This window comes from Caballeronia sp. 11_S32 (assembly GCF_056930355.1).
Genome location: NZ_JBXOWH010000001.1, coordinates 1,253,976 through 1,277,376, shown reverse-complemented (window position 1 = coordinate 1,277,376; position 23,401 = coordinate 1,253,976). Strand labels below are relative to the sequence as shown.

Sequence of the window (23,401 nt, the reverse complement as noted above, 5' to 3'; positions counted from 1 at the left end):
CGCGAGGAGAGTCGATGGAAAAGAGCATGGTCAGGAATGTGGCGATCAACTTCATCGGGTTGATTCTGCCGACTTTCGTATCGCTCGCGACCGTGCCGGCGTATATCCGGCTCGTGGGCGTGGAGCGTTATGGCGTGATCAGTCTCGTATGGACGCTCATCGGCTATTTCAGCATTCTCGATCTCGGCATGAGCATGGCCGCGCAACATCAGATCGCGAAGGCACACGCGGCGGGCGACGCCGATCAAAGGGCGCGCGTGTTCTGGAGCGCCGTGTGGCTCAACTTCGCGACCGGCGTGATCGGGGGCCTTGCAATCTACTTTGGCGCGTTTCTCTATACGGCGTATGTGGCACATTCGGCGCCTGCATTGCAGCATGAGGTTTATCGCGCGTTGCCCTGGCTCGCGCTCGCGATTCCGGTTGCGAACGTGTCATGGGTGTTCGCGGGCGCGATCAACGCAATGGAACGCTTCGGCGTCTATAACGCGAATCAGACCTTCGGCACGTTTCTCTTTCAATTGTTGCCGCTGGGCGCGGCATGGTTCATCGCGCCGAATCTGCAAACGGTGATCGCGGCGGCCGTTGTCGCGCGCCTGCTCGCGGCGCTGTTGCTTGCGAGAGCGAGCTTCAGGCTGCTCGGCATTCGCCGCGTGGATGGGCCGCAACGCCGTGTAGCGGGCGGACTGTTCCGCTTCGGCGGCTGGATGCTCATATCGTCTATCACCACGATGCTCACCGATTCGCTCGACCGGGTTCTGCTCGGCGCGCATCTCGGCGCGCGCTTCGTCACGTATTACACGGTGCCGCAGAATCTCGTCACGCGCCTGAACATGCTGCCCAATGCAATGGTGCGCACGCTTTTCCCGCGTCTTTCAGCTATTGAACGCGGCGATGCCCACAGCATGGCCGCGACATCGCTCGAGTTCCTGAACGGCGTGTTCACGCCGCTCGCGCTCTTCGCCATGCTCGCGCTCGAACCGTTCCTGCATGTATGGATCGGGTCCGGTCTCGCGATTGCGAGCGCGCCCGTGGGGCGGATTCTCGTGATCGCGGTGTGGCTCGTTGGCCAGGCGAGCGTCACGCGCATCCTGATTCAGTCGCAGCTCGACCCGGCGACGGCGGCGCGTGCGGGGCTTTGTCAGTTGCCGTTCTTCGTCGCGCTGCTCTGGTACGGCATCGAGCGATTCGGGCCCGTGGGTGCAGCCAGCGTCGTTGCACTGCGCTCCCTTGCGGACTACGCGGTGTTGCTATGGATGTCACGCATTCGCGCGAAACCGATCGCCCTCGACATGCTCGCGCATCTCGCGTTCCTGATCGCGGGGCTCGTCCTCGCTTATTTGATCGACGCGATGAATCACCCGTTCCAGGCCATCGCGGCAGCGCTGTTGCTTGCGCTCGCCGACGCGGGATGGTCCTTGCTGACGCGTCCCGCATTGCGCGCGTTGGCCTCGGCTTTCACACGCAAGTTCATCGAACGCATTCAATCACCTCTGAAGGCGAGGAGTGACGCATGACATTGGAATTCGAAGACGCGTTCATCGGACGCGCAAAAACCCGTCACTTTCTGCGCGATAGCGCGCCCGCAATGACGCCCGCTCCAGACCGCGAGCGCAGCACGTCTCTCGATGACAACACGCCGCGCGTCGCGATCGTGCATGACTGGCTCGTCACCTACGCGGGCGCGGAACGCGTGCTGGAACAGATCATCGCGTGCTTTCCAGATGCGGATATCTTCAGCGTCGTCGATTTTCTGGAGGATCGCGCGTTCCTGCGTGGCAAGCGCGCGACAACCTCGTTCATCCAGAAACTGCCGTTCGCGAAGAAGCGTTATCGCGCATACCTGCCGCTAATGCCGCTCGCCATCGAGCAACTCGATCTTTCCGGCTATGACCTCGTGATCTCGAGCAGTCATGCCGTGGCCAAAGGCGTGCTCACCGGACCCGATCAGGTTCACGTGAGCTATGTGCATTCACCGATACGCTACGCGTGGGACTTGCAGCATCAATATCTTCAGCAATCGAATCTGACCGCGGGTGCGAAGTCGCTTTTCGCACGGCTCATTCTGCATTACATGCGCAACTGGGATATCCGCACGTCCAACTCGGTGAATCATTTCATCGCCAATTCGGAGTTCATTGCGCGGCGCATTCACAAGGTGTATCGGCGTTCGTCGAAGGTGATCTTTCCGCCGGTCGATGTGGCTTCGTTCGAGCTATGCGCGGAGAAGGAGGATTTCTATCTCACCGCATCGCGCATGGTGCCGTACAAGAAGATCGATCTGATCATCGAAGCATTCGCGCGCATGCCGGGGCGCAAGCTCGTCGTGATCGGCGATGGTCCCGACATGGCGAAGATTCGCGCCAGGGCGACGCCCAATGTCGAGATCATGGGTTATCAGCCGTTCTCCGTGCTGCACGACCGGATGCGCCGCGCAAAGGCGTTCGTATTTGCCGCCGAGGAAGACTTCGGGATATCGGTCGTGGAAGCGCAGGCGTGCGGCACGCCCGTGATCGCGTTCGGCAAGGGCGGCGCGCTCGAAACGGTGCGCGATGTGTCGAGCGCGCAACCCACCGGCATGTTCTTTGCAACGCAGACGCCGGAAGCGATCATCGATGTGGTCGATGCATTCGAGACCGGCGTGTTCACGTTCACGCCCGCCGATTGCCGCACGAACGCCGAGCGATTTTCGAATGCACGCTTTCGCGAAGAGTTGCGCGCGCATGTGGCGCGCATCGCGCCGCAGTTCGTCTTGCCGCCCTTGCGTGACGAAGAAAAGCCGCTCGAGCCAGTCAAGGATCAACCGCAAAGCGACCTGCGCGTGCTCGCTGTCGATCAAAGCGGCGCACTGGGCGGCGCGGAGTTATCGATGCTCGAAGTCGTGAAGAACATGCGCGGCGACGTGCAGACCGTGCTCTTCGACGATGGTCCGTTTCGCATCGCGCTCGAGGCGGTCGGCGTGAAGGTGGATGTGCTCGATGGCAAATCGCTCGGCGATCTGCGCAAGGACGGCAAGGCGCGTCCCGGCGCGGGCATGCTTCGCGGCGTGCTCAGACTCTTGCGCGGCACGCTCGAAAAGTCGCGCAACGCGGACGTCATTTACGTCAATACGCAGCGCGCCATGGTGATCGGAGCGATCGCGGGGCTCATTTCACGCAGGCCCGTCGTCTGGCATTTGCGCGATATCGTCAGCGAGGAGCATTTCGGCCGCACGCAGCTCGCCATCATCAAGTGGTGTACGAAGCTGATGCTGGAGCACGTGATCGCCAATTCGACCGCATCGGCGGCGGCGGTGACCGCGCTCACGCGTTTGCGGGAAGAGCGGCTCGACGTAGTGTTCAATGGCATATCGGCGGAGCCTTTCGCGGATCTGGAATCGGTCGAGCAGCATGAACTGCGCGCGCGCTTTGGCTTGCCGCAAGATGCGTTTCTCGTGGGCTGCTTCAGCCGGCTCGCGCGATGGAAGGGCCAGCACGTTTTGCTCGAAGCGCTGCGCGAGTCTCCTGACATGCACGCGGTGTTCGTTGGGGCCGCGCTTTTCGGCGAGAACGACTATGAAGCCGAACTCCGTGCCTTCGTGCTGGAACACGATCTCGCGGATCGCGTGCATTTCCTCGGCTTTCAGAACGATATCGCCGCGTGCATGAAGGCCGTCGATATCGTCACGCATACGTCGATCATGCCGGAGCCCTTCGGCCGAGTGATTATCGAAGGCATGCTGTCGAAGCGCCCCGTCGTCGCGACGCGCGCGGGCGGCGTGATGGATATCGTCGAGGATGGCGAGAACGGCATTCTCTGCTCGCCGGGCGATGCCGCCGAGCTTGCGCGCGTTCTTGAAAGGTTGAAGAGTAATGCGCCTTTGCGCGACCGGCTCGTCGAGCAGGGTTATGTCAACGCGACGAGCCGCTTCGGGACGCAACGGTATGTCGAAAGCGTCGAAAAGATCCTGACCGATGTGGCGCAAAGAGCGCGCAAGCGCTGAAGAGGGCCGACGCGCTCAGCGCCGCGTGCGCTTGAGCGCGGCGGACCACATCATCGCGGGCCGCTCCACGAGGAAGTAGAAAACGAAGGCAACGCCCACCGCAACTGCGGTAAAGGCAATCGAAGCCCAGATCTGAGTCTGCAAAGCCGAGCGAAAGAACACGGACGCAAGCAGCACGAAGACCGGCAGATGCACGACATAGAGCGAGAAGCTGAATTCGCCGAGCCACGACAGGCCGCGCACCGCGAACGTATCGCGCATGGGTTTGTCGAGCGCGGAGAAGAGATACACCGCGAATGCAATGGCCCAAAGCTGGAACGCCGCATATTGCGCGAGGCTGAACGCGGCGCATCCCGCGAGCGCGATCACGGCGGCGGCGATGCCCATGCGAGGCCACGCACGCGTGCCAAGCGCTTTTGCTTCGGCGATCCATGCGCCGATCGTCCACGCGAACCAGTAAGACGCGAACAACACAATCTGATTCCGCTCGAACAGCAGCGCGGACGCGATGTTCACCAGCCCCACAAAGATCAGCACACCGCGCATTCCGATCCGCCTGCGCAACGCGAGCAAGAGCGGATAGACGAGATAGAACTGCACTTCGATGGAGAGCGTCCAGAGTGCGCCGTTGGAGCCGTACGTCTTGCCCGCAATGCCTTGCAGGGAAAGCAGATTGACGGCGAACGCGTGCAAGTCGAACGGATTGATCTTCCGGCTGACGGGCAAGAACGTCGTGCTGAGGGAATCGAGCGCCAGCGTCAGTAACAAGGCGGCCAACAGCACCGGATAGATGCGCGCGAATCGGCGCAGCAGGAAATTGCCGGTATCGAGCGGCGCCGATGGATTCGCAATCAACCGGCGCGCCATCGCACGATGAATGCAATAGCCGCTGATGACGAAGAATATCGGCACGCCCGCCGATCCCCATGCAATCGGGAAGGTCAGATAGCTAAGGACAGTATTCGCGTCGATCGCGGGCGATAAGCGATGAAACTGCTGCATGCCGATCCACGTTACCTGGCGGCAATGAAAATAGGCGACGAGCAAAGCGGCGACACCGCGCCATGCGTTGATTGCCACATCTTTGTCATCGAGGGTTGCACTCGATTCACGCGCGGTGGATGCCGCGAATACGGAAGAATCGCTCATCGGAAAGCCATGGCCCGCGAGATTGGATCAGCGCATCTTAGAGCAGGCATTTTTCCGGTGCCCAACTAAAAAATTCGCGTTCGCGCCGCCGATTATTTATCGATTTTTTTCTGATACGTTTGATTCTCATCTAAACGCCGAATGGATGTCGATCATGGATATGCATGCAATCGCCGGCATGGCCGTGCTGCTGGTTCTCGTGGCTGCCTCGGCTTATCGCGACGCGCTGCGCAACGACCCGTTGAGTCCGTTGCGCAAGCTCGGTTCGAATCGCATTTCCGCGCCTCAGATGGAAGAAGCGGAATAACACGCAGCGATCGATCAAACCGGCCGACAGTGCCGGTTCTCAGCAAGGCGGGGACACTTCAATTACCGGTTTCGATCTGGAGGGAGCAGTCATGCTTAAAGTGACCAAGGCGGTGTTTCCAGTCGCGGGTCTCGGCACACGCTTTTTACCGGCGACCAAGGCCAGCCCGAAGGAAATGCTGCCAGTGGTCGACAAGCCGCTCATTCAATACGCGGTGGAGGAAGCCATTGCGGCTGGCATGACGGAGATGATCTTCGTCACGGGCCGCGGCAAGCGCGCGATCGAAGATCACTTCGACAAGTCATACGAGCTGGAGGCGGAACTCGAAGCGCGCAACAAGGCCGTGCTGCTCGACGCGGTGCGTAGCATCAAGCCCGCGAATGTCGATTGCTTTTACGTGCGCCAGCCCGAAGCGCTCGGCCTCGGTCATGCCGTGCTGTGCGCGCAGCGTCTCGTCGGCGGCGAGCCATTCGCGGTCATTCTCGCGGATGACTTGCTGCACGGCGCGCAGCCCGTGATGAAGCAGCTCGTCGAAGTCTTCGATCATTACCACAGCTCGGTGATCGGCGTGGAGCGCATCGCTCGTGAAGACAGCGCGTCGTATGGCGTGATCGAAGGGCGCGAGTGGGAAGAGGACGTCATCAAGATGTCGGGCATCGTCGAGAAGCCGCAGCCCGCGCTCGCGCCTTCGAATCTCGGCGTGGTCGGACGTTATGTGCTGATGCCGAGCATCTTCGAGCACTTGCGCAAGACGAAGCCCAATGTAGGCGGCGAGATTCAGCTGACCGATGCAATCGGCTCGCTTCTCGCGGTCGAGCAGGTTCTCGGTTATCGCTATTACGGCACGCGCTTCGACTGCGGCAGCAAGCTTGGCTATCTGAAGGCGACGGTGCAGTTCGCGCTGCGGCATCCCGAAGTGCGCGAGCACTTCGAGGAATATTTGCGCGCGGAAGTGTGGGCGCTCATGCCGGAACTGATCGGCCCGGAGAGGTCCGAGCTGGAAGCGATGTCGAATGCGATGTAAGCGGGAAGAAGCGTAAGAAAATGAAGCGCGCGCCGTAAGCTGAGACTTCTTCTGTAAAGATGGGTCATATCTTCGGCGTCTGCGTCAACTTTCGGGCGAGGAGGACGTTTTGAGCGAGCCGGTCTCGATGGGTCGGCAATACATGGAGAAGCTCGCTCATGCAGGACAACCGAATCATCATGCAGTGGCGCGCGGTCGGGCTCGCGGCCGCCGCTGCTTCCGGAGCGTGCGCGACATTGAGCGCATGCGCGGGACACGCGGGCGCGCCGCCGGTCCAGAAGACTGAAGCGGCGCCGTCGGAAGCAGCGGACGCATCGGCGGTTCTGGCCGAAGGCGCACGTGTCGCGAGCTCGATGAGCGGTCACGAAAACAACTCGCTGAAGAGCGAACCGCTCGACTATCGCAGCGCCAGAATGAACGTCGCGCCGGAGATCGGCCGGGCGTCGTATTACAGCAGCAGGTTTCAGGGGCGCCGCACGGCCAGCGGCGAGCGCTACGACATGCGCACGATGACGGCGGCGCATCGCACATTGCCGCTCGGATCGTACGTGCGCGTCAGCAATCTCGCGAGGACGAGGACGGTGGTCGTGCGCATCAACGATCGCGGTCCGTTCGTGAAGGGCCGCATGATCGACCTCTCGTTCGCCGCGGCGACGGAGCTCGGTCTGCAGCACGCGGGCAGTGCGGAAGTCATTCTCGAACCGGTCGACCGATCCTTCGCACAAGCCGCGAAGCCGAAAACGCCCGAGCGCATGATGCTGCGCATCGCGCCTCATCCACGGCGCCACAAGAAGCACACGCATCGCCGATAGCGCGCGGCACAGCCGCGATTTCACGCGGACGGATACAATGCGGCGGCGCGCGATCATCGCGCTTCTCGCCGAAGCTATCCGATCCAACATGAACAATTCGCCCCGGGCCTTTCTTCTGGGCCCGCTTCTCAAGAGCGTGTCGCGGTCGTTCTATCTCACGTTGCGCATTTTGCCGACGGCGATGCGCGATCCCATCGGGCTCGCTTATCTGCTCGCGCGCGCGGCGGATACCATCGCGGATACGTCGCTGATCTCGCCGCAACGCCGTCTCGAACTGCTGCTTTCACTGCGCGCGCAAGTCAATGGCGCGCCCGATGATGGCGCGCTCGCGCGCATCGCGGATGAAGTTGCGGGTCAGCAGGCGCAGCCCGATGAAGGCGTATTGCTCGAACGCCTGGGCGCCGCGCTCGCGATCCTGCCGCAACTCGGCGCGCAGGATCAGGCCGCGGTTCGCGACATCGTCACGACGCTCAGCACCGGCATGGAGTTCGACCTGCGCACGTTCCCCGATGAAACGTCGGGCCGCATCGTCGCGCTGCGGGAATTCAGCGAGCTGGACCGTTACACGTATCTCGTCGCGGGCTGCGTCGGCGAGTTCTGGACGAAGATGACTTACGCGCATATGCCCGGCACGTTGAAGGCCGCGCCCGAAACAATGCTCGCGCTCGGCGTGCGCTTCGGCAAGGCGCTGCAGATGACGAACGTGTTGCGCGATTGCGCGCGCGATCTGCGCATTGGCCGATGCTATCTGCCTGAAGCAATGCTCGCGCGTCATGGGCTGACGCCGCACGACCTCTTGCGTCCGGAGGAATCGGTGCGTGCGCGGACCGTGCTCTTCGAACTGCTGCGCACCTCGCTTGCGCTGTTTCAGGACGCGGTCGATTACACGCTCGCGATTCCATCGACGGCAATCCGCCTGCGCCTCGCATGCCTGTGGCCGATCATGATCGGCCTCGATACGCTCGTGCTGCTCGCGCGTAACGATGCATGGCTCGATCCCGGCAAGATCTCGAAGATCCGGCGCAACGACGTGTACCGCATCATGGCGGCATCGTTGCCGATGGTCGCATCGAACACCATGCTGCGCGCGTGGACGTCGCGCCGCATGCGCGCGATCGAAGCGGAAATCAGCGCCGCAGCTCCGCGATGATGCGCTCGGCGAGAAAGTCGCAAGGCGGGCGTTTGGACGCCGCGCTGCGCGCCAGGACGACTTCGAGCGTGCCGATGTCGGGCAAGCCTTGCGCCGGCCCGAGCAGCGTGAAATGCGCGGGCACCGCGCACTTCGCGAGCGGCGTCACGGCGAGACCGGCCTCGGCCATGGTCAAAAGGCCGAGCAGGCTCGGGCTTTCATACGAGGTGCGATAGCCGATGCGCGCGCGCTCCAGGCTGCGGATCGCGTTCTCGCGCGCGACGCTGCCCGGCAGGAACACGGCGATCGGCAAGGGCCGCTCCTTCCATATTTCGGTGCCCGGCGCGGCGGCCCAGACCATCGGTTCGTGACGCAGGAACTCGCCGGAAAGGCCTTTCACGCGCGTCGCGCAGACGAGATCGACGGTGCCGTCCTTGACCATTGGCGCGAGCGCGAGGCTCGGCAGGCCGACCACCTGAATCTCGACCTTCGGATAGGTCGCGGAGAATTTCTTGAGGATCGGCGGAAAGAGCGACGATGCGTAATCGTCCGGCACGCCGATCACCACGCGCCCGGTCACGTCCGGCCTCACGACGGCGGCCCACGCCTCGTCGCGCAGCGCGATCATGCGGCGCGCGTAGGTCAGCAGCACTTCGCCGTCCTGCGTCGGCACCACGTTGCGCGGCTTGCGCACGAACAGCTCCTTGCCGAGCGCGGTTTCCAGCGTCTTGATCTGCATGCTCACGGCCGATTGCGAGCGATGCACGAGCTCCGCCGCGCGGCTGATATTGCCGGTATCCGCGACGGCGATGATCATCGAAAGAACGTCCAGATCGAGTGCTTTCATGGTCGAACGACCGTTTGCTATCAGAAATTCTGAACGATTCTATCAAAATTATGCGTTTTTCTTTTGCTTCGGCGCGGCGCATAGTCGCATCAAAGGAGCGAATCCATGAACGCGCGAACCGATCTTTCCGTCCTCACCGCAGTGCAAGGCTTGCCTGAACCGTCGTTCGCAACGACGGCGTCGGGTATCTCCGTGCCGTTCATCGAGTGCGGCGAAGGCGAGCCGCTCGTCTTCGTGCATGGGTCGCTGTGCGATTACCGCTACTGGGACGCGCAGATTCTGCCGCTCGCGAAGCAGTTCCGCTGCATCGCGCCGAGCCTCTCGCATTACTGGCCCGCCGTCGATGCCTTCGTGCGCGGCGAGTTCGGCTGGGAAGCGCATGTCGCGGAAATGGCCGAGTTCATCGAATCGCTCGATCTGGCGCCGGTGCATCTCGTCGGGCATTCGCGCGGCGGCTGTGTCGCGTTTCATTTGGCGCGTGAGTATCCGCGGCTCGTGAAGACGCTCACGCTCGCCGATCCGGGCGGCCCGCTGCAATCCACGCCGCAGGCCGTGCCCGCGACGCTGCCGCCCGCGACCAACGCACTGCGCGCGCGCGTCGCGGAACTGATCGAGCAGGGCGAGTTCGACAAGGGTCTGGAAATGTTCGTCGATTCGGTGAGCATGCCGGGCTTCTGGAAGAAGAGCACGGACAGCTTCCGCCGCATGGCGCTCGACAACGCGCTCACGCTGCCGAAACAATTCCGCGATCCCTTGCCCGCGTACACGCGCGAAGCGGCGCGCGACATCAAGTGCCGCACGCTGCTCATCGACGGGCAAAAGAGCCCGCGCATGTTCCGCAACAACGTCGAAAAGCTGGAAGAGTGGATCGAGTTCGCGGAGCGCCAGACGATCGCCGGCGCATCGCACGGGATGAACGCCGCGAGCCCCGGCGCGTTCAATCGCGCCGTGCAGGCGTTTGCCGGGGCGTGGTGAGCGCGGGCCGGCGAAAGCTGTCTACTACTGCAGCTTCCAGAGGATCGCGGAGATCGTGCCCTGGTCGTTGAACACATTGACGATCTGCGGCACATTGGCGATCGGCACATTGTTCACGACGAGCGCGAACGCGAGCCGCCGGCCGCTCTTCGCATCGACATAGCCCGCGAGCGCCTGTCCCTTCAGCGTGATCTGCGGCTGGCCGTTCGGCCCAATCGTGCCCGCCGCGTAGGTGCCCGTCTTCGCGTAGACCTTGCCTTTCGCGCCCGCTAGCGTCGGATCGCTTTCGAAGGCGGTCGTGCTCGCGAGCGAGCCGTCGATACCCAGGAATGGCAGCGAATCCCGGTACGCCGGGAAGGACGGGCGGTTGTTCATCGCGCGTAGCATCGCGATGACCGCGACCGGCGTCGCCGTGGTCTCGCCGCCGCCGCTGCCGTCGATGAAATGCGTCTGGCTCATCGGCACGTTGAATGGCGAATTCGAAAGCGTGGCATTTTCCGCCGCCAGCGCCGCGGTCAGCGTGGTCGAGCCGTTGCTCGCGAGGCCGAACAGCATCAGGCTCGTGTCCGCCCCGATGTTGTAGCTGACCTTCAGGATCCACTTCGAATACTCGCTGAACACCTGCGACGTGAGCTGCGCGACGCGCGTATCGGCGGAATACGCGTTCTTCGCGGGCAGCAGTTGCACCGGATTGTTTGCGACGGCGGGCGCGGCGACAGTCACGCCCGCGCGCGCCAACGCCTCGATGAACACCGTGCGCGCATAGTTCGATGGCTGCGTGATGCGGAACGTCTGGACCAGCGGGAAGCTGGGCACGATCGGCGGAACGAAATCAGCGGGAATGTTCCCGCTGAGCAGGCCGCTGCAGTTCAGCGCGCCGAAGCAGGTGGGGAATTCCGGCGTGAGCTTGACGGTGTCGGCTGTGCCGGCGGCGCCGGTCATCAGCGTGGACTGCACGGTGAACGCGGTGGACATCGGCCGATAGCTCACCGGCGTCGACGAACCCGCGCCGCCTTGTCCGATGAGCACATCGACCACGTCGTCGTTCACGAAGATCGGCCGCACAAAGAACTCGTCGCGGAAATTGAAGGGCTCGAAAAGGCGGTCGTCGATCACGACGTCGCCGTTGATCTTCCTGATGCCCTTTGACGCCACCTCCGCTGCGAGCCCGGCGTAGCCTGCGAGAGGATCGGGCGCGGTGATCTGCGCGTTGCCGAGATTGTTTGCTTCGTTGTGGTCGAAGTTTGTCCAGGCGAGCGTGCCGTCGGCGTTCGTGCGTCCGCCCATCGAGAGATCGCCGCTCGCGACGAGCACCAGATTGCCGTTGAGCGTGCCGCTCGAATCGACCGCGCCCGTGCGATACACCGGCGTCTGGAACTGATGTGCCGCGCCATACTGATCGAGCAGTGCGCCGAGCGAAAAGAGCTTGCGCACCGAACCGACATAGAGCTGCGCGTTCGAATTCATGTCGTAGACGACATCGCCCGAATTCACGTCGACGACGCGCAATGCCCACGTCGAGCCCTGATACATGGGCTTTTGCATTACCTGCGTGATTTCGTCGGGCACGGAAGTATTGTCGGAATCCGAGCCGCCGCATGCGGCGATGGATACCATCAGCGCGGCGAGCGCGCACGGAATGACGAGAGCGGCAAGGCGTGCCGGACTTCCTGAAAGCGGGTTCATGACGCGGCTCCGATAAAGGCACATCGCGCTCCGCATGGAGCGAACATCCATACGTCGGGACAGCTTCACAGCGCAGACAGGAAATGTCGGCGGCCGCGCGCTTTCTTGAAAGCCGCGGGTGAGTGAATTAAATACCGTGGACGAGCCGTGTCAAGCAAGGACTATCGCGAATCGAGTGCTTTAGGCAAGCGCTTTTTGTACGATTTCTCGCGCGTCTTTCTTGCGCATGTTGTGGCGGGACAACGCCGATTCGCTGCGGCACGGGCTAACATCTTTGGCACCTCATCGCGAAGAAGAGGGCATCTGTGAGCACAAGCCACGACGATCTCGACGCATGGAAACGCCAGCGCACACTCGAACTGGCGTACGAGCTGGCCGATAGCGGCCGCTATGAGGATTTCACCGATATCGCCTATGCGCTGCAATTCGAGCGCGGCATGGCGACAGCGCAAGCGCTCATCGACGACCCCGAGATGCGCCGCGTGCTGAACCAGCGCTGCGGCGATGCGCGAGAGAAGCTTGCGCCCTCACGAGAGACGGAGGTCGTCGAGACCTTCGAAGCCGTGGCGGAAACATCGAACGATCATGCGCAAATGCCGCAAGCCACGGACTTCGAACGCGCGCCATCTTTTATGCGCCGCGCGCTGAACATCGTCTGGCGCTCCGGAAATGCGGGGGATCTCAACTCCGCCGCTTCATGAGTTTTTTCCATGCCGGGCCGTGCGCCAACGCACGATAACGCCCCATTTGCGCGCAAATGGCGGATTTGCACGACTTGAGCACGCATCAAAACCATTACACTTGCAAAAGCTGAACCATAAGCCCGGACCGTGCACGCACACAGTCCGGTGTTTGAACTTCGAGGAGGAAATGTTCGTGGCTAACGAAAAGATGCTCGCGCAGATGGCTGAGAAGAATGGTTTCATCGCTGCTCTGGATCAGAGCGGCGGATCGACGCCTGGCGCGCTGCGGCAATATGGAATTCCGGACGACGCCTATAACGGCGACGCCGAGATGTTCAAGCTGATGCATGAAATGCGCGTGCGCATCATGACCGCGCCTTCGTTCACGGGCGATAAGGTGATCGGCGCGATTCTGTTCGAGCGCACGATGGACGGCGAAGCGGACGGCAAGCCGGTTCCCACCTTCCTTTGGGAAGATCGCGGCGTCGTGCCGTTCCTGAAGGTCGACAAGGGTCTCGAAGCCGAAGCGGACGGCGTCCAGATCATGAAGCCGATTCCCGGCCTCGATGATCTTCTCGCGCGCGCCGTGAAGCTCGGCGTGTTCGGCACGAAGATGCGCTCGGTGATCCACAAGGCCGACGAGAAGGGCATTGCCGCCGTGGCGAAGCAGCAGTTCGAAGTGGGCGCGCAGATCATCAAGCATGGTCTCGTGCCGATTCTCGAGCCGGAAGTCTCGATCAAGAGCCCGGACAAGAAGGGCGCGGAAAAGATTCTGCGCGACGAATTGCTGAAGGGTCTCGACGCGCTGCCGGAATCGAGCAGCGTGATGATCAAGCTGACCATCCCCGACGAGCCGGATTTCTATCGTCCGCTGATCGAGCATCCGCGTGTCGTGCGTGTCGTCGCGCTGTCGGGCGGCTATACGCGCACCGACGCGTGCAAGAAGCTCGCGCAGAACCACGGCATGATCGCGAGCTTTTCGCGTGCGCTCATCAACGAGCTGAAGAAGCCGATGAGCGAAAGCGAGTTCGACAAGACGCTCGAAGAGTCGATCAGCGAAATCTATACGGCGTCCGTCGAAAAGGTCTGATTCTTTATCGCTTGTCTGCGCGTTCGGTAGGCGGCGGTGTCTGCACGACGGGCGCCGCCGCCCGGAAGATATCCTCGCGCACGCCGGTGTTCGGCGGATAGATGCGGTCCGCGTTGATCGTGCGCTTCGTCGCCTTCGCCTGCTCGCCCTGGGAGACGAGCTTCCTGTCCCATCCCTCCGTGTACACCGCGCCCCACGGCCCGAGATCGCAGATGGTCGTGTACCAGTCGATCGAAAGCGGCAGCATCTCGATGCCGTATAGATCGCAAACGGCGTTGTTTCCCGCGTAACGTCCCATGGGCCGGCCATGCTGGCACGACATGACCGATGGCCGCGTGCCGTCGATCAGGATGCGCGCGCAATCGCCCGCCGCGAACACGCCCGGCACGCCTTCCGCACGCAGGAAGGCATCGACCGGCACGCGCCCGAGCGGATCGAGCGTGACCGGCAATTGCCCCGCGAGCGCGTTCGCATGCATGCCGCCGCACCAGACCACGGTTGCCGCCTCGATGCGCTCGCTCGCGGCGCCATCGGTGAGCGTCACGCTCTGCCCGTCGAGCGATTCGAGCGACACGCCCGGCCGCATCTCGACATCGAGCGTCTTCAATGCGCCTTCGATGACAGGCTGCGCGCCGCCCATCGATCGGCCGATCGTCGCCGAGCGGTCGGCGAGCACGACGCGCACCCGGCCGCGATCGCTTTCCGCGACGATCTCGGAGAGCCGCGCGGGCAGCTCCGCCGCGAGCTCGATGCCCGTCAACCCCGCGCCGACGACGACCGCCGTATAGCGGCCGGGCGAGTCGGGCAGCGCGGGCAAGGTGAGCAGATGCGCCTGCAGCTTGCACGCGCCCGCGTAAGTATCGACATCGAATGAAAAGCGGTCGAGGCCAGGAATGGGCGGCCGCACGAGCACGCTGCCCGCGGCGAGGATGAGCCGATCGTAATCGAGCGCTTCAGGCGCGCCCTCGCGTTCGATCGTCACGCGCCGGTTCGCGCTGTCGATGTCCGTCGCCTTCGCCTGGATCAGCCGCACGCCCGCGGGCCCGAGCACGGTGTCGAGCTGCACGAGCGTCGGATCGAGCGGCTGCTCATAGTTGCGCACCCGCACGCTATGAAAGGGCGCCGGATTGACGATGGCGACCTCGGTTTCATCGCTGCGATGGAGTTCATCCAGCTTGCGCGCCGCCGAAAGCGCGCTCCACAGACCGGCGAAACCCGCGCCGATCACAAGGATTCGTTTCAAGGTCATTCCCCTGAATGAACGATCGTTCGTGTCACCAATACTGTAAACAGTGGTGCTTTCCTCTTGGTTATAGCCGATACATGCAAATTCGGTTCTGTCCGTTCGTTATTGGATTAGTCGGGTTTTCGCCAAAAGTGATTTCGTGATTTAGGTATTTACCCTAAGAAGAGCGCTACTTAAACTCTCTCTAACGGTCGCAAACGAGCAACCACAGCAGCGTGGGCGACAACTCGATAACTTCAGTACGGAGGAAATAATCATGAACAAGCTCATTGGTATTGCAGCGGTCGCCCTTGCTTTTGCCGCACCGGTCGCATCGTTCGCGCAATCGAATCAACCCGTGACGCGCGAGCAAGTCCGCGCCGAGATCGTTCAACTGGAAAAGGCCGGTTATAACCCCGCCTTCGTGAGCGACTCGCAGTATCCCGCTGACATTCAGGCGGCTGAAGCGCGCGTCGCGGCGCAGAACGGCACCGCGCAAAGCGCGTACGGCGGCGTGTCGGCAGGTTCGGCGCAATCGGGCGCGCGCTCGGTTCAAGCCGATGTCTTCCCGACGTTTGCGCATCACTAAGCAGCAAGGGGTCTGAGAAGACGCGCCCGCGAGACAGCGGGCGCGTTTTGTTTTTATGCCTTCGGCCGTGCAGGCTAGAGCGGAAACCCGCCCGCAAAAGCCTCGCGCAAATATCCGATGAAAAGCGCGACCGCGCGCGGCACATGCGGCGCATAGGGCCGCACCACGAAGAGCTGATCCGCGAACGCGCCAACGGGGCGCCACTCCGGCAAGAGCACGACGAGCTTGCCCGCCTGCACGGCGGCCTGCGCGGTGAAATCCGGCAGCAGCGCAATGCCGATATCGTCGAGCGCGGCGTCGCGCAGAACCTCGCTGTTATTCGCCGAGAAAGGCCCGCTCACGGCCAGCGTATAAGGGCCGGTCGAACTCTTGCGGCCGCCTTTCCTCTCGAACGACCAGATGCTCGACGCCTGCGGCCGCGGATACACGAGGCAATCGTGCGTGGCGAGATCGTTCGGCGTCGCGGGCGTGCCGCGCCGCTTCAGATATGCGCGCGTCGCGACGATCACCGAATGCGTATCGCACAGCTTCCACGCGACATGCGTGTCAGGCACCTGCGCGCTGTGCCGCACCGCGAGATCGAAGCCTTCGGTCGCGATCGAGCTCAATTTGTCCGACGCTTCCAGTTGCACGCGCACGTCCGGATGCGCGTGCAGAAACCCCGACATTCTCGGAACGAGCTGCTGCCGCGAAAAGGCCATCGGCGCCGTCACGCGGATCAGGCCGCGCGCGACGCCCGCCGTCTCCTTCACGCTCAGGAAACTCGATGCGATGCGCTCGTACTGCTCGCGCGTATCGTCGACGAGCCTGCGGCCCGCTTCGGTAAAACGCACGCTGCGCGTCGTGCGCGTGACGAGCGGCACGCCCGCCGCGCGCTCCAGTTCGGCGATGCGCTGGCTCATCGCGGCTTTCGATACGTTCAGACGCGCCGCAGCCGCCGTGTAGCTGCCCTGTTCCGCGAGCACGGTGAGCCAGTGCAAATGGGTCCAGAGTCCCTCGATCTTTTGCTCGTCCATGAGCCGATTGTTTGCCGATATAAACAATGAGTTCAATCATAGCGTCTTTGCACGGGACGCGATGCTTCCTACACTGTGTCCATCGATAGATCATTCAGTGAAGGAGACAAGATGCAAGCGTTCAACGATACGGCCGACGTGGTCCACTACATTCACGGCGAGCGCACGCATGGCTCGGCCACGCGCACGCAGCCGGTGTTCAATCCCGCGACGGGCGAGCGTCCGCGCAAGCTCGTGCTGGGTGAGACCGCGGATGTCGATGCAGCCGTCGCGAGCGCGAAAGCCGCGTTCCCGGCCTGGCGCGACACGCCGCCGATCCGCCGTGCGCGCGTCATGCTGAAGTTCCTCGAACTGATGAACAAGCATCGCGACGAGCTCGCCGCGATCATCACCGCCGAGCACGGCAAGGTCTTTTCGGATGCGCAGGGCGAAGTGTCGCGCGGCATCGACGTGATCGAATTCGCGTGCGGCATTCCGCAACTGCTGAAGGGCGACTACACCGAGCAAGTTTCGACGGGCATGGACAACTGGACGACCCGCCAGCCGCTCGGCATCGTGGCGGGCATCACGCCGTTCAACTTCCCGTGCATGGTTCCGTGCTGGATGTTCCCCGTGGCGATCGCGGCGGGCAATGCGTTCATCCTGAAGCCGAGCGAGCGCGATCCGTCGGCGTCGCTGTTCATGGCCGAATTGTTGAAGCAAGCCGGTTTGCCCGATGGCATCTTCAACGTCGTGCAGGGCGACAAGGTCGTCGTCGATGCGCTGCTCACGCATCCGCAAGTGAAGGCGATCAGCTTCGTCGGCTCCACGCCGATCGCGAACTACATCTATGAAACGGGCGCGAAGCACGGCAAGCGCGTGCAGGCTCTTGGCGGCGCGAAGAATCATATGGTCGTGATGCCCGATGCCGATCTCGATCAGGCTGTCGATGCGCTGATCGGCGCGGGCTACGGTTCGGCGGGCGAGCGCTGCATGGCGATCTCGGTCGCGGTGCTGGTGGGCGATGTCGCCGACAAGATCGTGCCGCGTCTCGCCGAGCGCGCGCAGCAACTCAAGATCAAGAACGGCATGGAAGACGATGCGGAAATGGGCCCGATCGTCACGCGCCAGGCTTTGGAGCGCATCGAAGGCTATATCCAGCTGGGCATCGATGAAGGCGCGAAGCTCGTTGTCGATGGACGCGGCTACAAGGTGCCGGGCCACGAAGACGGCTTCTTCACGGGCGGCACGTTGTTCGATCACGTCACGCCGGAAATGCGCATCTACAAGGAAGAAATCTTCGGTCCGGTGCTCGCGTGCGTGCGCGTGAAGGACTTCAGCGAAGCGGTGGATCTGATCAACGAGCACGAGTTCGGCAACGGCGTTGCATGCTATACGCGCGATGGCCATGTCGCGCGTGAATTCGGCCGGCGCATCGAAGTGGGCATGGTGGGCATCAACGTGCCGATTCCGGTGCCGATGGCATGGCACGGCTTCGGCGGCTGGAAGCGCAGCCTTTTCGGCGACATGCACGCGTATGGCGAGGAAGGCGTGCGCTTCTATACGAAGCAGAAGTCGATCATGCAGCGCTGGCCGGAGAGCACGGAGAAGGGCGCGGAGTTCGCGATGCCGACGGCAAAGTAAAACGTCGATCGCTGCTGGTGCGCTGAGTGTGTGAATATCGCCCGCTTTTTCCTGAATGGAAGAAGCGGGCGATTCGTTTTGGGGCCCTTGCATGGCCGATCCATTCCCGCGCGTCACAACTCAAATGAAATGGTGTCGGTTGACCGCGCCACTCCAAGCGGCGAAGATTCACCGACAATGACGCCAGGTCATCCGACATGCAGCGGCAATTCGACGATCTTCTTCTCGGCAGCATCGAGCTATTCTGCCTCGCGGCGGAGCTCGGCAGCTTCACGCTCGCGGCCACCGCCGCGAGCGTGACGCCCGCCGCGGTGAGCCGTTCCGTCGCGCGGCTGGAAAAGCGCCTCGACGTGCGGCTTTTCGTGCGCACGACGCGCCAGATTCGCCTGACCGATGCGGGCCGCCGCTACTTCGAGCAATGCCGCGACGCGCTCAATCGTCTTGCCGAAGCGGAGCGCGAAGCCACCGGCCAGCAGGCCAGCCCGAAGGGCGTGCTGCGCATCAGCATGCCGACGCCTTACGGCCACTATCGCGTGCTGCCGCTGCTTGCGGAGTTTCGCAAGCGTTATCCCGATGTGACGGTCGAAGCGCATCTGAGCAACCGCAACATCGATTTCGCCGATGAAGGCTTCGACCTCGCGATACGCGGACGCGCGCCGCGCGACTCCGGTCTCATCGCGCGCAAGCTCGAAGATGCGGAACTCGTCGTGGTGGCATCGCCAGCTTATCTGAAGCGCAAGGGCACGCCGAAGACGATCGAAGACATGCTCGAGCACGAATGCATTCAGTTCGATATGCCGAGCACCGGGCGTCCCGTGCCGTGGCTATTCATGCAGAACGGCGAGCCCGTGGAAATGACGACGCAAGGCGGCTACGGCACATCTGGCGATGCGCTCGCGGGCATTCCGCTCGCGATCAACGGCGCGGGCCTCTTTCAAATCTACCGCTTCACCGTCGAGGACCATTTGCGCGCGGGCACGCTCACCGAAGTGCTGCCCGATTTCGGTGGATGCAGCAGGCCGTTCATCCTGCTGTATCCCCATGCAAGGCATTTGTCGTCGCGCGTGCGGGTTTTCGTCGATTTCATCGTCGAGAAGCTCGTCACGCGTTGAACCATGCAACGTTTAAAGGACGCAACTCCATGAGCAAGAACGCATTGACATCGCTACTCGGCATCGACACGCCCATCATTCAGGCGCCGATGGCAGGCGTGAGCACGCCCGCGCTGGCGGCAGCCGTATCGAACGCGGGCGGGCTCGGCTCGCTCGGCGTCGGCGCGATGAACGCGCAAGGCGCGCGCAAGGTGATCCGCGAAACGCGCGAGCTTACCGACAAGCCGTTCAACATCAACGTGTTCTGTCATGCGCCCGCGACCGCGAATGGCGCCGTGGAGAAGGCGTGGACAGACTGGCTCGCGCCCGTGTTCGCGCAATACGGCGCGACGCCGCCCGAAAAGCTGAGCGAGATCTATACGAGCTTCGTCGTAGATGAAGCCATGCTCGAGGTGTTCGTCGAAGAGAAGCCGGCTATCGTGAGCTTTCATTTCGGCTTGCCGTCGAAGGAATATATCGATGCGTTGCGCGGAGCGGGCATCAAACTGATTGCATCTGCAACTAATGTGCGTGAAGCGGAGCAGGTCGTGGCGGCGGGCATGGATGCGATCGTCGCGCAAGGGATCGAAGCGGGCGGGCATCGCGGCACCTTCGACACCGAAGCCGACGACGACAATCTCGGCACCTTCGCGCTCACGCGTCTTCTCGCGAGCAAGTTCGACTTACCCGTGATCGCGGCCGGCGGCATCATGGACGGCGCGGGCATTGCCGCGGCGCTCGCATTGGGCGCGCAGGCCGCACAGCTCGGCACCGCGTTCGTGCCGTGCACGGAGACATCGATCGATGCGGGATACCGTCGCGCGATTATGAGCGATGCGTCGAACCGCACGACGTTCACATCGGCAATCTCGGGCCGCAAGGCGCGCAGCCTCGTCAACAAGTTCACGGAACTGGGCCGCAGCGAGGAAGCGCCCGCGATTCCCGCCTATCCCATCACCTACGACGCCGGCAAGTCGCTGCACGCGGCGGCAAAGGCAAAAGGCGAGTTCGGTTACGGCGCGCAATGGGCCGGACAAGCAGCCGCGCTCGTGCGTGAATTGCCCGCGGCGGAGTTGATGGCGCGTCTGCAAGCGGAACTGCGCGAAAGCATCGCGGTCCTGCAGCAATATGCATCGCGCTGATCGCTGTAAAGCTTAGTCGAAACGCTTCGTTGGTCGAACGTCCTGTCGATGCTTCAATGTTTCCGTCGCATTGAATGCGGCCTGCATCCGACAAACGCACACCAACGGAGTTTTCGATGTCGCATACCCCCACGCTTGCCGCCGATTCCACGCTTCAGCCCGTCACATCGAATGAGCCGTTCCAGGTGCGCCCGATAGGCGGGCGAATCGGCGCGGAAGTGCGCGGCGTGACGCTTTCCGCCGATCTCGACGATGCCGCCATCGACGCGATCAACAAGGCGCTGCTCGAACATAAGGTGCTGTTTTTCCGCGGCCAGTCGCATCTCGACGACGCCGCGCAGGAAGCATTCGCCGCGCGTTTCGGCGAGACCGTCGCGCATCCCACCGTGCCATCGCTTTCGAGCGGCAGCCGTCTGCTCGAACTCGATTCGAAGCATGGCACGCGCGCGAACTCCTGGCATACGGATGTCACTTTTGTCGATGCGTATCCGAAAATCTCGATCCTGCGCGGCGTAGTGATTCCGCCCGCCGGCGGCGATACCGTGTGGGCCAATACGGCCGCCGCGTATGCGAACCTGCCGGAAGCGCTGCGCGATCTCGCCGACAAGCTCTGGGCGCTGCATTCGAACGCTTACGACTATGCGGCGACACGCAACGTGCCCGACACCGAATCCGAGCGCGAGTATCGCAAGCAGTTCACCTCGACGCTCTATGAAACGGAGCATCCGGTCGTGCGCGTGCATCCTGAAACCGGCGAGCGCACGCTCGTGCTCGGCCACTTCGTACAGCGCTTCATAGGCCTTTCGCAGCGCGATTCGGATCGTTTGATCGAGCTCTTCCACGACCATGTGACGCGCCTCGAAAACACCGTGCGCTGGCGCTGGACGCAAGGCGATGTCGCGATCTGGGACAACCGCGCGACGCAGCACTACGCGGTGGCCGATTACGACGACGCACATCGCGTGGTCCGCCGCGCGACCGTGCATGGCGATGTTCCCGTGGGCATCGACGGACGCAGGAGCCGCATTGTCAGGCAGGAGACGCGCGCGTCCTGAAGCGCTTTGCATCGCACGCACTGGCGATGAAGCGTCATCGTCAGCGGTCCACTCTTCTTCATTGCACGATGACACTACGATTCAAGCTCCTCGTCGGCGCGGCGGCGCTCGTTGCCGCGCTCATCGGTCCGGCGCATGCCGCCGATCCTTCGGTCGTGCGCATTGGCGTCGCGCAACAGGGCAGCGGCGATCCGCCTGTTTTCGGCGGCTCGCCCGCGGCGACCGCGCTATTGCAGCATCGTGTCGAAGATGCGTTGCAGTCAGAACACGTCAAGGTTGAATGGATTTTCTTCAAGGGTGCGGGGCCGGCGGTCAACGAGGCGCTCGCGAACAAGCAGCTCGACTTTGCGTATCAGGGCGATCTGCCTTCCGTGCTCGGCCGCGCGAATGGCCTGAAGACGCATTTGCTGCTGGCGTCGAATGTGCGCACGGGCGTGTATCTCGCCGTGCCGCCCGATTCCGACATCAAGAGCGTGAAGGATCTGAAGGGCAAGCGCGTTGGCATTTTTCGCGGCACGAATCTGCAACTCGTTGCCGATAACGTGCTCAAGCAGAACGGCCTCACCGAGCGCGATCTGCGCGTGATCAATCTCGACACCGCTGCCGCACAGGCCGCGCTCGCATCGAAGGGCGTCGACGCCGTGTTCCTCGATTACTCGCTGTTCAAGCTGCAACGCCAAGGGCTCGCGAAGATCGTCTATGCATCGCGCGACGATGGCCTGCAACTCACGCGACAGGCGCATCTGCTGGTGCTCGAAGATTTCGAGCGTGCGCATCCGGACACGGTGCAGAAGGTCGTGACAGCGGTCGTTCAGGCAGCGCAATGGTCTTCCGACGAAGCCAATCGCAATGCGCTGTTTGCGTTGTGGGCGAAGAGCGGCGTGCCTACGGAATCGTGGGCGTCCGAATATGCGAACCAGCCGTTGAAGGACCGCATGTCGCCGCTCATCGATCCGTTTCTGGTCGCACGTTATCAATCCGTCGCCGATGATGCATTGCGCCTGAACCTGATTCGTCAGCCCGTCAGCGTGAACGGCTGGTTCGAGCCGAAGTATTTGAATCAGGCGTTGAAGTCGCTGAAGCTCGAAGCGTACTGGCCGCGTTTCGACGCATCGGGCAAGGCCGTCGCTCAAAGTCTTGCGGAGAATCGGTAAATGGCCAATGCCCTGACTCGTGTTTTCCTGCCTGCGGATCGCGCACGCAAGCCCGTATCGAACGATACGCTGCGCGCGATCGGCTGGACCGCGTTGCCGTGGATCGTGCCTTTCGTGTGCGCGTTGCTGTGGGTCCTGGGTTCGCACTATGGCTGGATCTCGGCGCAAGTGCTGCCGCCGCCCGCGCTCGTCTTCGAAACCCTCGGCGCGCTCGTGAAGTCCGGCGAATTGTGGATGCATTTGTCCGCGAGCATGACACGCGCGGCGGTCGGGTTCGGTGGCGGCGTCGCGCTCGGCATCGCGCTGGGCGGTTTGCTCGGGTTGTCGCGCACGCTGGAGGCGTACGTTCTGCCGAGCTTCAACGCGATCGTGCAGGTGCCCGTGCTCGGCTGGCTGCCGTTCCTGATGATCGTCGTCGGGATCGGCGAGCCGCTGAAGTATTTGCTGATCGGGCATGCCGCGCTCGTTCCCGTCACGCTCTCGACATTGCAAGGCTTTCGCGGCACGCCGCGCGCATTGCAGGAAGTGGCTTCGGTGTATCGCTATACGCGCTGGCAAGTCATTACGCGCGTGACCTTGCCTTCGGCGATTCCGGTCATCGGCACAGGTGTGCGGCTCGCGTTCACGAAGGCGTGGCTGACGCTCGTCGTCGTCGAACTGGTCGCGTCGTCGGAAGGGCTCGGTTATCTGATCGTGTATGGACGTCAGCTGTTTCAGCTCGATCTCGTGCTCGCCGCGGTGCTGATCGTCGGTGCGATCGGTTATGCCGCGGATCGTCTGCTCAATGCGTTCGAGCGCAAGCTGCAGCGCGGCCGGACCCACTGA

At 62.7% G+C, this 23,401-nt stretch carries 21 protein-coding genes; 16 read left to right on the top strand and 5 right to left on the bottom strand.

The genetic code is table 11. The features are described 5' to 3' along the window. Positions 1 to 14: 14 nt before the first annotated feature. Together AC1Z32_RS05835 and AC1Z32_RS05830 are read left to right on the top strand one after the other, a co-directional pair. Complete coding sequence (locus AC1Z32_RS05835; RefSeq protein WP_483477743.1) at positions 15 to 1,514, top strand: oligosaccharide flippase family protein; 1,500 nt, start codon at positions 15 to 17, stop codon at positions 1,512 to 1,514. Further along, complete coding sequence (locus AC1Z32_RS05830; RefSeq protein ID WP_483477742.1) at positions 1,511 to 3,979, top strand: glycosyltransferase family 4 protein; 2,469 nt, start codon at positions 1,511 to 1,513, stop codon at positions 3,977 to 3,979. Before AC1Z32_RS05835 ends, AC1Z32_RS05830 begins: the two co-directional genes overlap by 4 nt. Positions 3,980 to 3,994: 15 nt before the next feature. Here AC1Z32_RS05830 and AC1Z32_RS05825 read toward each other — a convergent pair whose 3' ends face one another. Next, positions 3,995 to 5,128 (bottom strand): acyltransferase family protein, encoded by a 1,134-nt coding sequence (locus AC1Z32_RS05825; RefSeq protein ID WP_483477741.1) that lies wholly within the window; start codon positions 5,126 to 5,128, stop codon positions 3,995 to 3,997. A gap of 22 nt (positions 5,129 to 5,150) precedes the next feature. On the opposite strand from AC1Z32_RS05825, the gene AC1Z32_RS05820 reads away from it, so the two are divergent. From AC1Z32_RS05820 to AC1Z32_RS05805, 4 genes are all read left to right on the top strand, one after another. Then, entirely contained in the window at positions 5,151 to 5,435 is a 285-nt protein-coding gene (locus tag AC1Z32_RS05820) for a hypothetical protein (protein WP_483477740.1), read from the top strand. Between the two features lie 91 nt (positions 5,436 to 5,526). Next, positions 5,527 to 6,459: a UTP--glucose-1-phosphate uridylyltransferase GalU gene (galU, locus tag AC1Z32_RS05815; protein WP_483477739.1), complete on the top strand. Its 933-nt coding sequence runs from the start codon at positions 5,527 to 5,529 to the stop codon at positions 6,457 to 6,459. Positions 6,460 to 6,617: 158 nt separating this feature from the next. Continuing rightward, entirely contained in the window at positions 6,618 to 7,271 is a 654-nt protein-coding gene (locus AC1Z32_RS05810; protein WP_483477738.1) for a septal ring lytic transglycosylase RlpA family protein, read from the top strand. Between the two features lie 88 nt (positions 7,272 to 7,359). Further along, complete coding sequence (locus tag AC1Z32_RS05805; protein WP_483477737.1) at positions 7,360 to 8,421, top strand: phytoene/squalene synthase family protein; 1,062 nt, start codon at positions 7,360 to 7,362, stop codon at positions 8,419 to 8,421. On the opposite strand, the gene AC1Z32_RS05800 is transcribed toward AC1Z32_RS05805, so the two are convergent. Then, positions 8,399 to 9,247: a LysR substrate-binding domain-containing protein gene (locus tag AC1Z32_RS05800; RefSeq protein ID WP_062602331.1), complete on the bottom strand. Its 849-nt coding sequence runs from the start codon at positions 9,245 to 9,247 to the stop codon at positions 8,399 to 8,401. The two genes, AC1Z32_RS05805 and AC1Z32_RS05800, sit on opposite strands and share 23 nt — an antisense overlap. Before the next feature lie 105 nt (positions 9,248 to 9,352). Here AC1Z32_RS05800 and AC1Z32_RS05795 point away from each other — a divergent pair, with 105 nt between their 5' ends. Then, complete coding sequence (locus tag AC1Z32_RS05795) at positions 9,353 to 10,222, top strand: alpha/beta fold hydrolase (protein WP_483477736.1); 870 nt, start codon at positions 9,353 to 9,355, stop codon at positions 10,220 to 10,222. 24 nt (positions 10,223 to 10,246) lie between these two features. Here AC1Z32_RS05795 and AC1Z32_RS05790 read toward each other — a convergent pair whose 3' ends face one another. Continuing rightward, positions 10,247 to 11,908 carry a D-alanyl-D-alanine carboxypeptidase/D-alanyl-D-alanine-endopeptidase gene (locus tag AC1Z32_RS05790; RefSeq protein ID WP_483477735.1) on the bottom strand — a complete coding sequence of 554 codons (1,662 nt, stop codon included), beginning with the start codon at positions 11,906 to 11,908 and terminating at the stop codon, positions 10,247 to 10,249. A 305-nt stretch (positions 11,909 to 12,213) separates the two neighbouring features. Between AC1Z32_RS05790 and AC1Z32_RS05785 the strand changes: the two genes are divergently transcribed. Both AC1Z32_RS05785 and AC1Z32_RS05780 read left to right on the top strand, forming a co-directional pair. Continuing rightward, the gene (locus AC1Z32_RS05785) at positions 12,214 to 12,609 is read left to right on the top strand and encodes a hypothetical protein (protein ID WP_483477734.1); all 396 of its coding nucleotides are present in this window, start codon (positions 12,214 to 12,216) and stop codon (positions 12,607 to 12,609) included. A gap of 175 nt (positions 12,610 to 12,784) precedes the next feature. Further along, positions 12,785 to 13,681: a fructose bisphosphate aldolase gene (locus AC1Z32_RS05780; RefSeq protein ID WP_483477733.1), complete on the top strand. Its 897-nt coding sequence runs from the start codon at positions 12,785 to 12,787 to the stop codon at positions 13,679 to 13,681. Between the two features lie 4 nt (positions 13,682 to 13,685). Here AC1Z32_RS05780 and AC1Z32_RS05775 read toward each other — a convergent pair whose 3' ends face one another. Then, positions 13,686 to 14,924, bottom strand: a complete 1,239-nt coding sequence (locus AC1Z32_RS05775; protein WP_483477732.1) for an NAD(P)/FAD-dependent oxidoreductase — start codon at positions 14,922 to 14,924, stop codon at positions 13,686 to 13,688. 259 nt (positions 14,925 to 15,183) lie between these two features. On the opposite strand from AC1Z32_RS05775, the gene AC1Z32_RS05770 reads away from it, so the two are divergent. Further along, positions 15,184 to 15,495 carry a DUF4148 domain-containing protein gene (locus AC1Z32_RS05770; protein ID WP_483477731.1) on the top strand — a complete coding sequence of 104 codons (312 nt, stop codon included), beginning with the start codon at positions 15,184 to 15,186 and terminating at the stop codon, positions 15,493 to 15,495. A gap of 74 nt (positions 15,496 to 15,569) precedes the next feature. On the opposite strand, the gene AC1Z32_RS05765 is transcribed toward AC1Z32_RS05770, so the two are convergent. Continuing rightward, positions 15,570 to 16,511 carry a LysR family transcriptional regulator gene (locus AC1Z32_RS05765; protein WP_483477730.1) on the bottom strand — a complete coding sequence of 314 codons (942 nt, stop codon included), beginning with the start codon at positions 16,509 to 16,511 and terminating at the stop codon, positions 15,570 to 15,572. A 111-nt stretch (positions 16,512 to 16,622) separates the two neighbouring features. On the opposite strand from AC1Z32_RS05765, the gene AC1Z32_RS05760 reads away from it, so the two are divergent. The 6 genes from AC1Z32_RS05760 to AC1Z32_RS05735 all read left to right on the top strand — a co-directional run bounded on the left by AC1Z32_RS05760 (position 16,623) and on the right by AC1Z32_RS05735 (position 23,401). Next, entirely contained in the window at positions 16,623 to 18,134 is a 1,512-nt protein-coding gene (locus tag AC1Z32_RS05760; RefSeq protein ID WP_483477729.1) for a CoA-acylating methylmalonate-semialdehyde dehydrogenase, read from the top strand. A gap of 197 nt (positions 18,135 to 18,331) precedes the next feature. Further along, the gene (locus AC1Z32_RS05755; RefSeq protein WP_483477728.1) at positions 18,332 to 19,246 is read left to right on the top strand and encodes a LysR substrate-binding domain-containing protein; all 915 of its coding nucleotides are present in this window, start codon (positions 18,332 to 18,334) and stop codon (positions 19,244 to 19,246) included. Between the two features lie 29 nt (positions 19,247 to 19,275). Next, complete coding sequence (locus tag AC1Z32_RS05750) at positions 19,276 to 20,367, top strand: NAD(P)H-dependent flavin oxidoreductase (protein ID WP_483477727.1); 1,092 nt, start codon at positions 19,276 to 19,278, stop codon at positions 20,365 to 20,367. 116 nt (positions 20,368 to 20,483) lie between these two features. Continuing rightward, entirely contained in the window at positions 20,484 to 21,422 is a 939-nt protein-coding gene (locus AC1Z32_RS05745; RefSeq protein ID WP_483477726.1) for a TauD/TfdA dioxygenase family protein, read from the top strand. 68 nt (positions 21,423 to 21,490) lie between these two features. Next, positions 21,491 to 22,576 carry an ABC transporter substrate-binding protein gene (locus tag AC1Z32_RS05740; RefSeq protein WP_483477725.1) on the top strand — a complete coding sequence of 362 codons (1,086 nt, stop codon included), beginning with the start codon at positions 21,491 to 21,493 and terminating at the stop codon, positions 22,574 to 22,576. Further along, complete coding sequence (locus AC1Z32_RS05735) at positions 22,577 to 23,401, top strand: ABC transporter permease (protein ID WP_483477724.1); 825 nt, start codon at positions 22,577 to 22,579, stop codon at positions 23,399 to 23,401.

Excerpts from the sequence above, each read along its gene's own strand:
- AC1Z32_RS05765 (WP_483477730.1), bottom strand. The coding sequence starts at position 16,511 with ATGGACGAGCAAAAGATCGAGGGACTCTGGACCCATTTGCACTGGCTC.
- AC1Z32_RS05735 (WP_483477724.1), top strand. The coding sequence starts at position 22,577 with ATGGCCAATGCCCTGACTCGTGTTTTCCTGCCTGCGGATCGCGCACGC.
- AC1Z32_RS05810 (WP_483477738.1), top strand. The coding sequence starts at position 6,618 with ATGCAGGACAACCGAATCATCATGCAGTGGCGCGCGGTCGGGCTCGCG.
- AC1Z32_RS05800 (WP_062602331.1), bottom strand. The coding sequence starts at position 9,247 with ATGAAAGCACTCGATCTGGACGTTCTTTCGATGATCATCGCCGTCGCG.
- AC1Z32_RS05755 (WP_483477728.1), top strand. The coding sequence starts at position 18,332 with ATGCAGCGGCAATTCGACGATCTTCTTCTCGGCAGCATCGAGCTATTC.
- AC1Z32_RS05745 (WP_483477726.1), top strand. The coding sequence starts at position 20,484 with ATGTCGCATACCCCCACGCTTGCCGCCGATTCCACGCTTCAGCCCGTC.
- AC1Z32_RS05825 (WP_483477741.1), bottom strand. The coding sequence starts at position 5,128 with ATGAGCGATTCTTCCGTATTCGCGGCATCCACCGCGCGTGAATCGAGT.
- AC1Z32_RS05770 (WP_483477731.1), top strand. The coding sequence starts at position 15,184 with ATGAACAAGCTCATTGGTATTGCAGCGGTCGCCCTTGCTTTTGCCGCA.
- AC1Z32_RS05790 (WP_483477735.1), bottom strand. The coding sequence starts at position 11,908 with ATGAACCCGCTTTCAGGAAGTCCGGCACGCCTTGCCGCTCTCGTCATT.
- AC1Z32_RS05795 (WP_483477736.1), top strand. The coding sequence starts at position 9,353 with ATGAACGCGCGAACCGATCTTTCCGTCCTCACCGCAGTGCAAGGCTTG.
- AC1Z32_RS05805 (WP_483477737.1), top strand. The coding sequence starts at position 7,360 with ATGAACAATTCGCCCCGGGCCTTTCTTCTGGGCCCGCTTCTCAAGAGC.
- galU (WP_483477739.1), top strand. The coding sequence starts at position 5,527 with ATGCTTAAAGTGACCAAGGCGGTGTTTCCAGTCGCGGGTCTCGGCACA.
- AC1Z32_RS05750 (WP_483477727.1), top strand. The coding sequence starts at position 19,276 with ATGAGCAAGAACGCATTGACATCGCTACTCGGCATCGACACGCCCATC.
- AC1Z32_RS05830 (WP_483477742.1), top strand. The coding sequence starts at position 1,511 with ATGACATTGGAATTCGAAGACGCGTTCATCGGACGCGCAAAAACCCGT.
- AC1Z32_RS05760 (WP_483477729.1), top strand. The coding sequence starts at position 16,623 with ATGCAAGCGTTCAACGATACGGCCGACGTGGTCCACTACATTCACGGC.
- AC1Z32_RS05835 (WP_483477743.1), top strand. The coding sequence starts at position 15 with ATGGAAAAGAGCATGGTCAGGAATGTGGCGATCAACTTCATCGGGTTG.
- AC1Z32_RS05740 (WP_483477725.1), top strand. The coding sequence starts at position 21,491 with ATGACACTACGATTCAAGCTCCTCGTCGGCGCGGCGGCGCTCGTTGCC.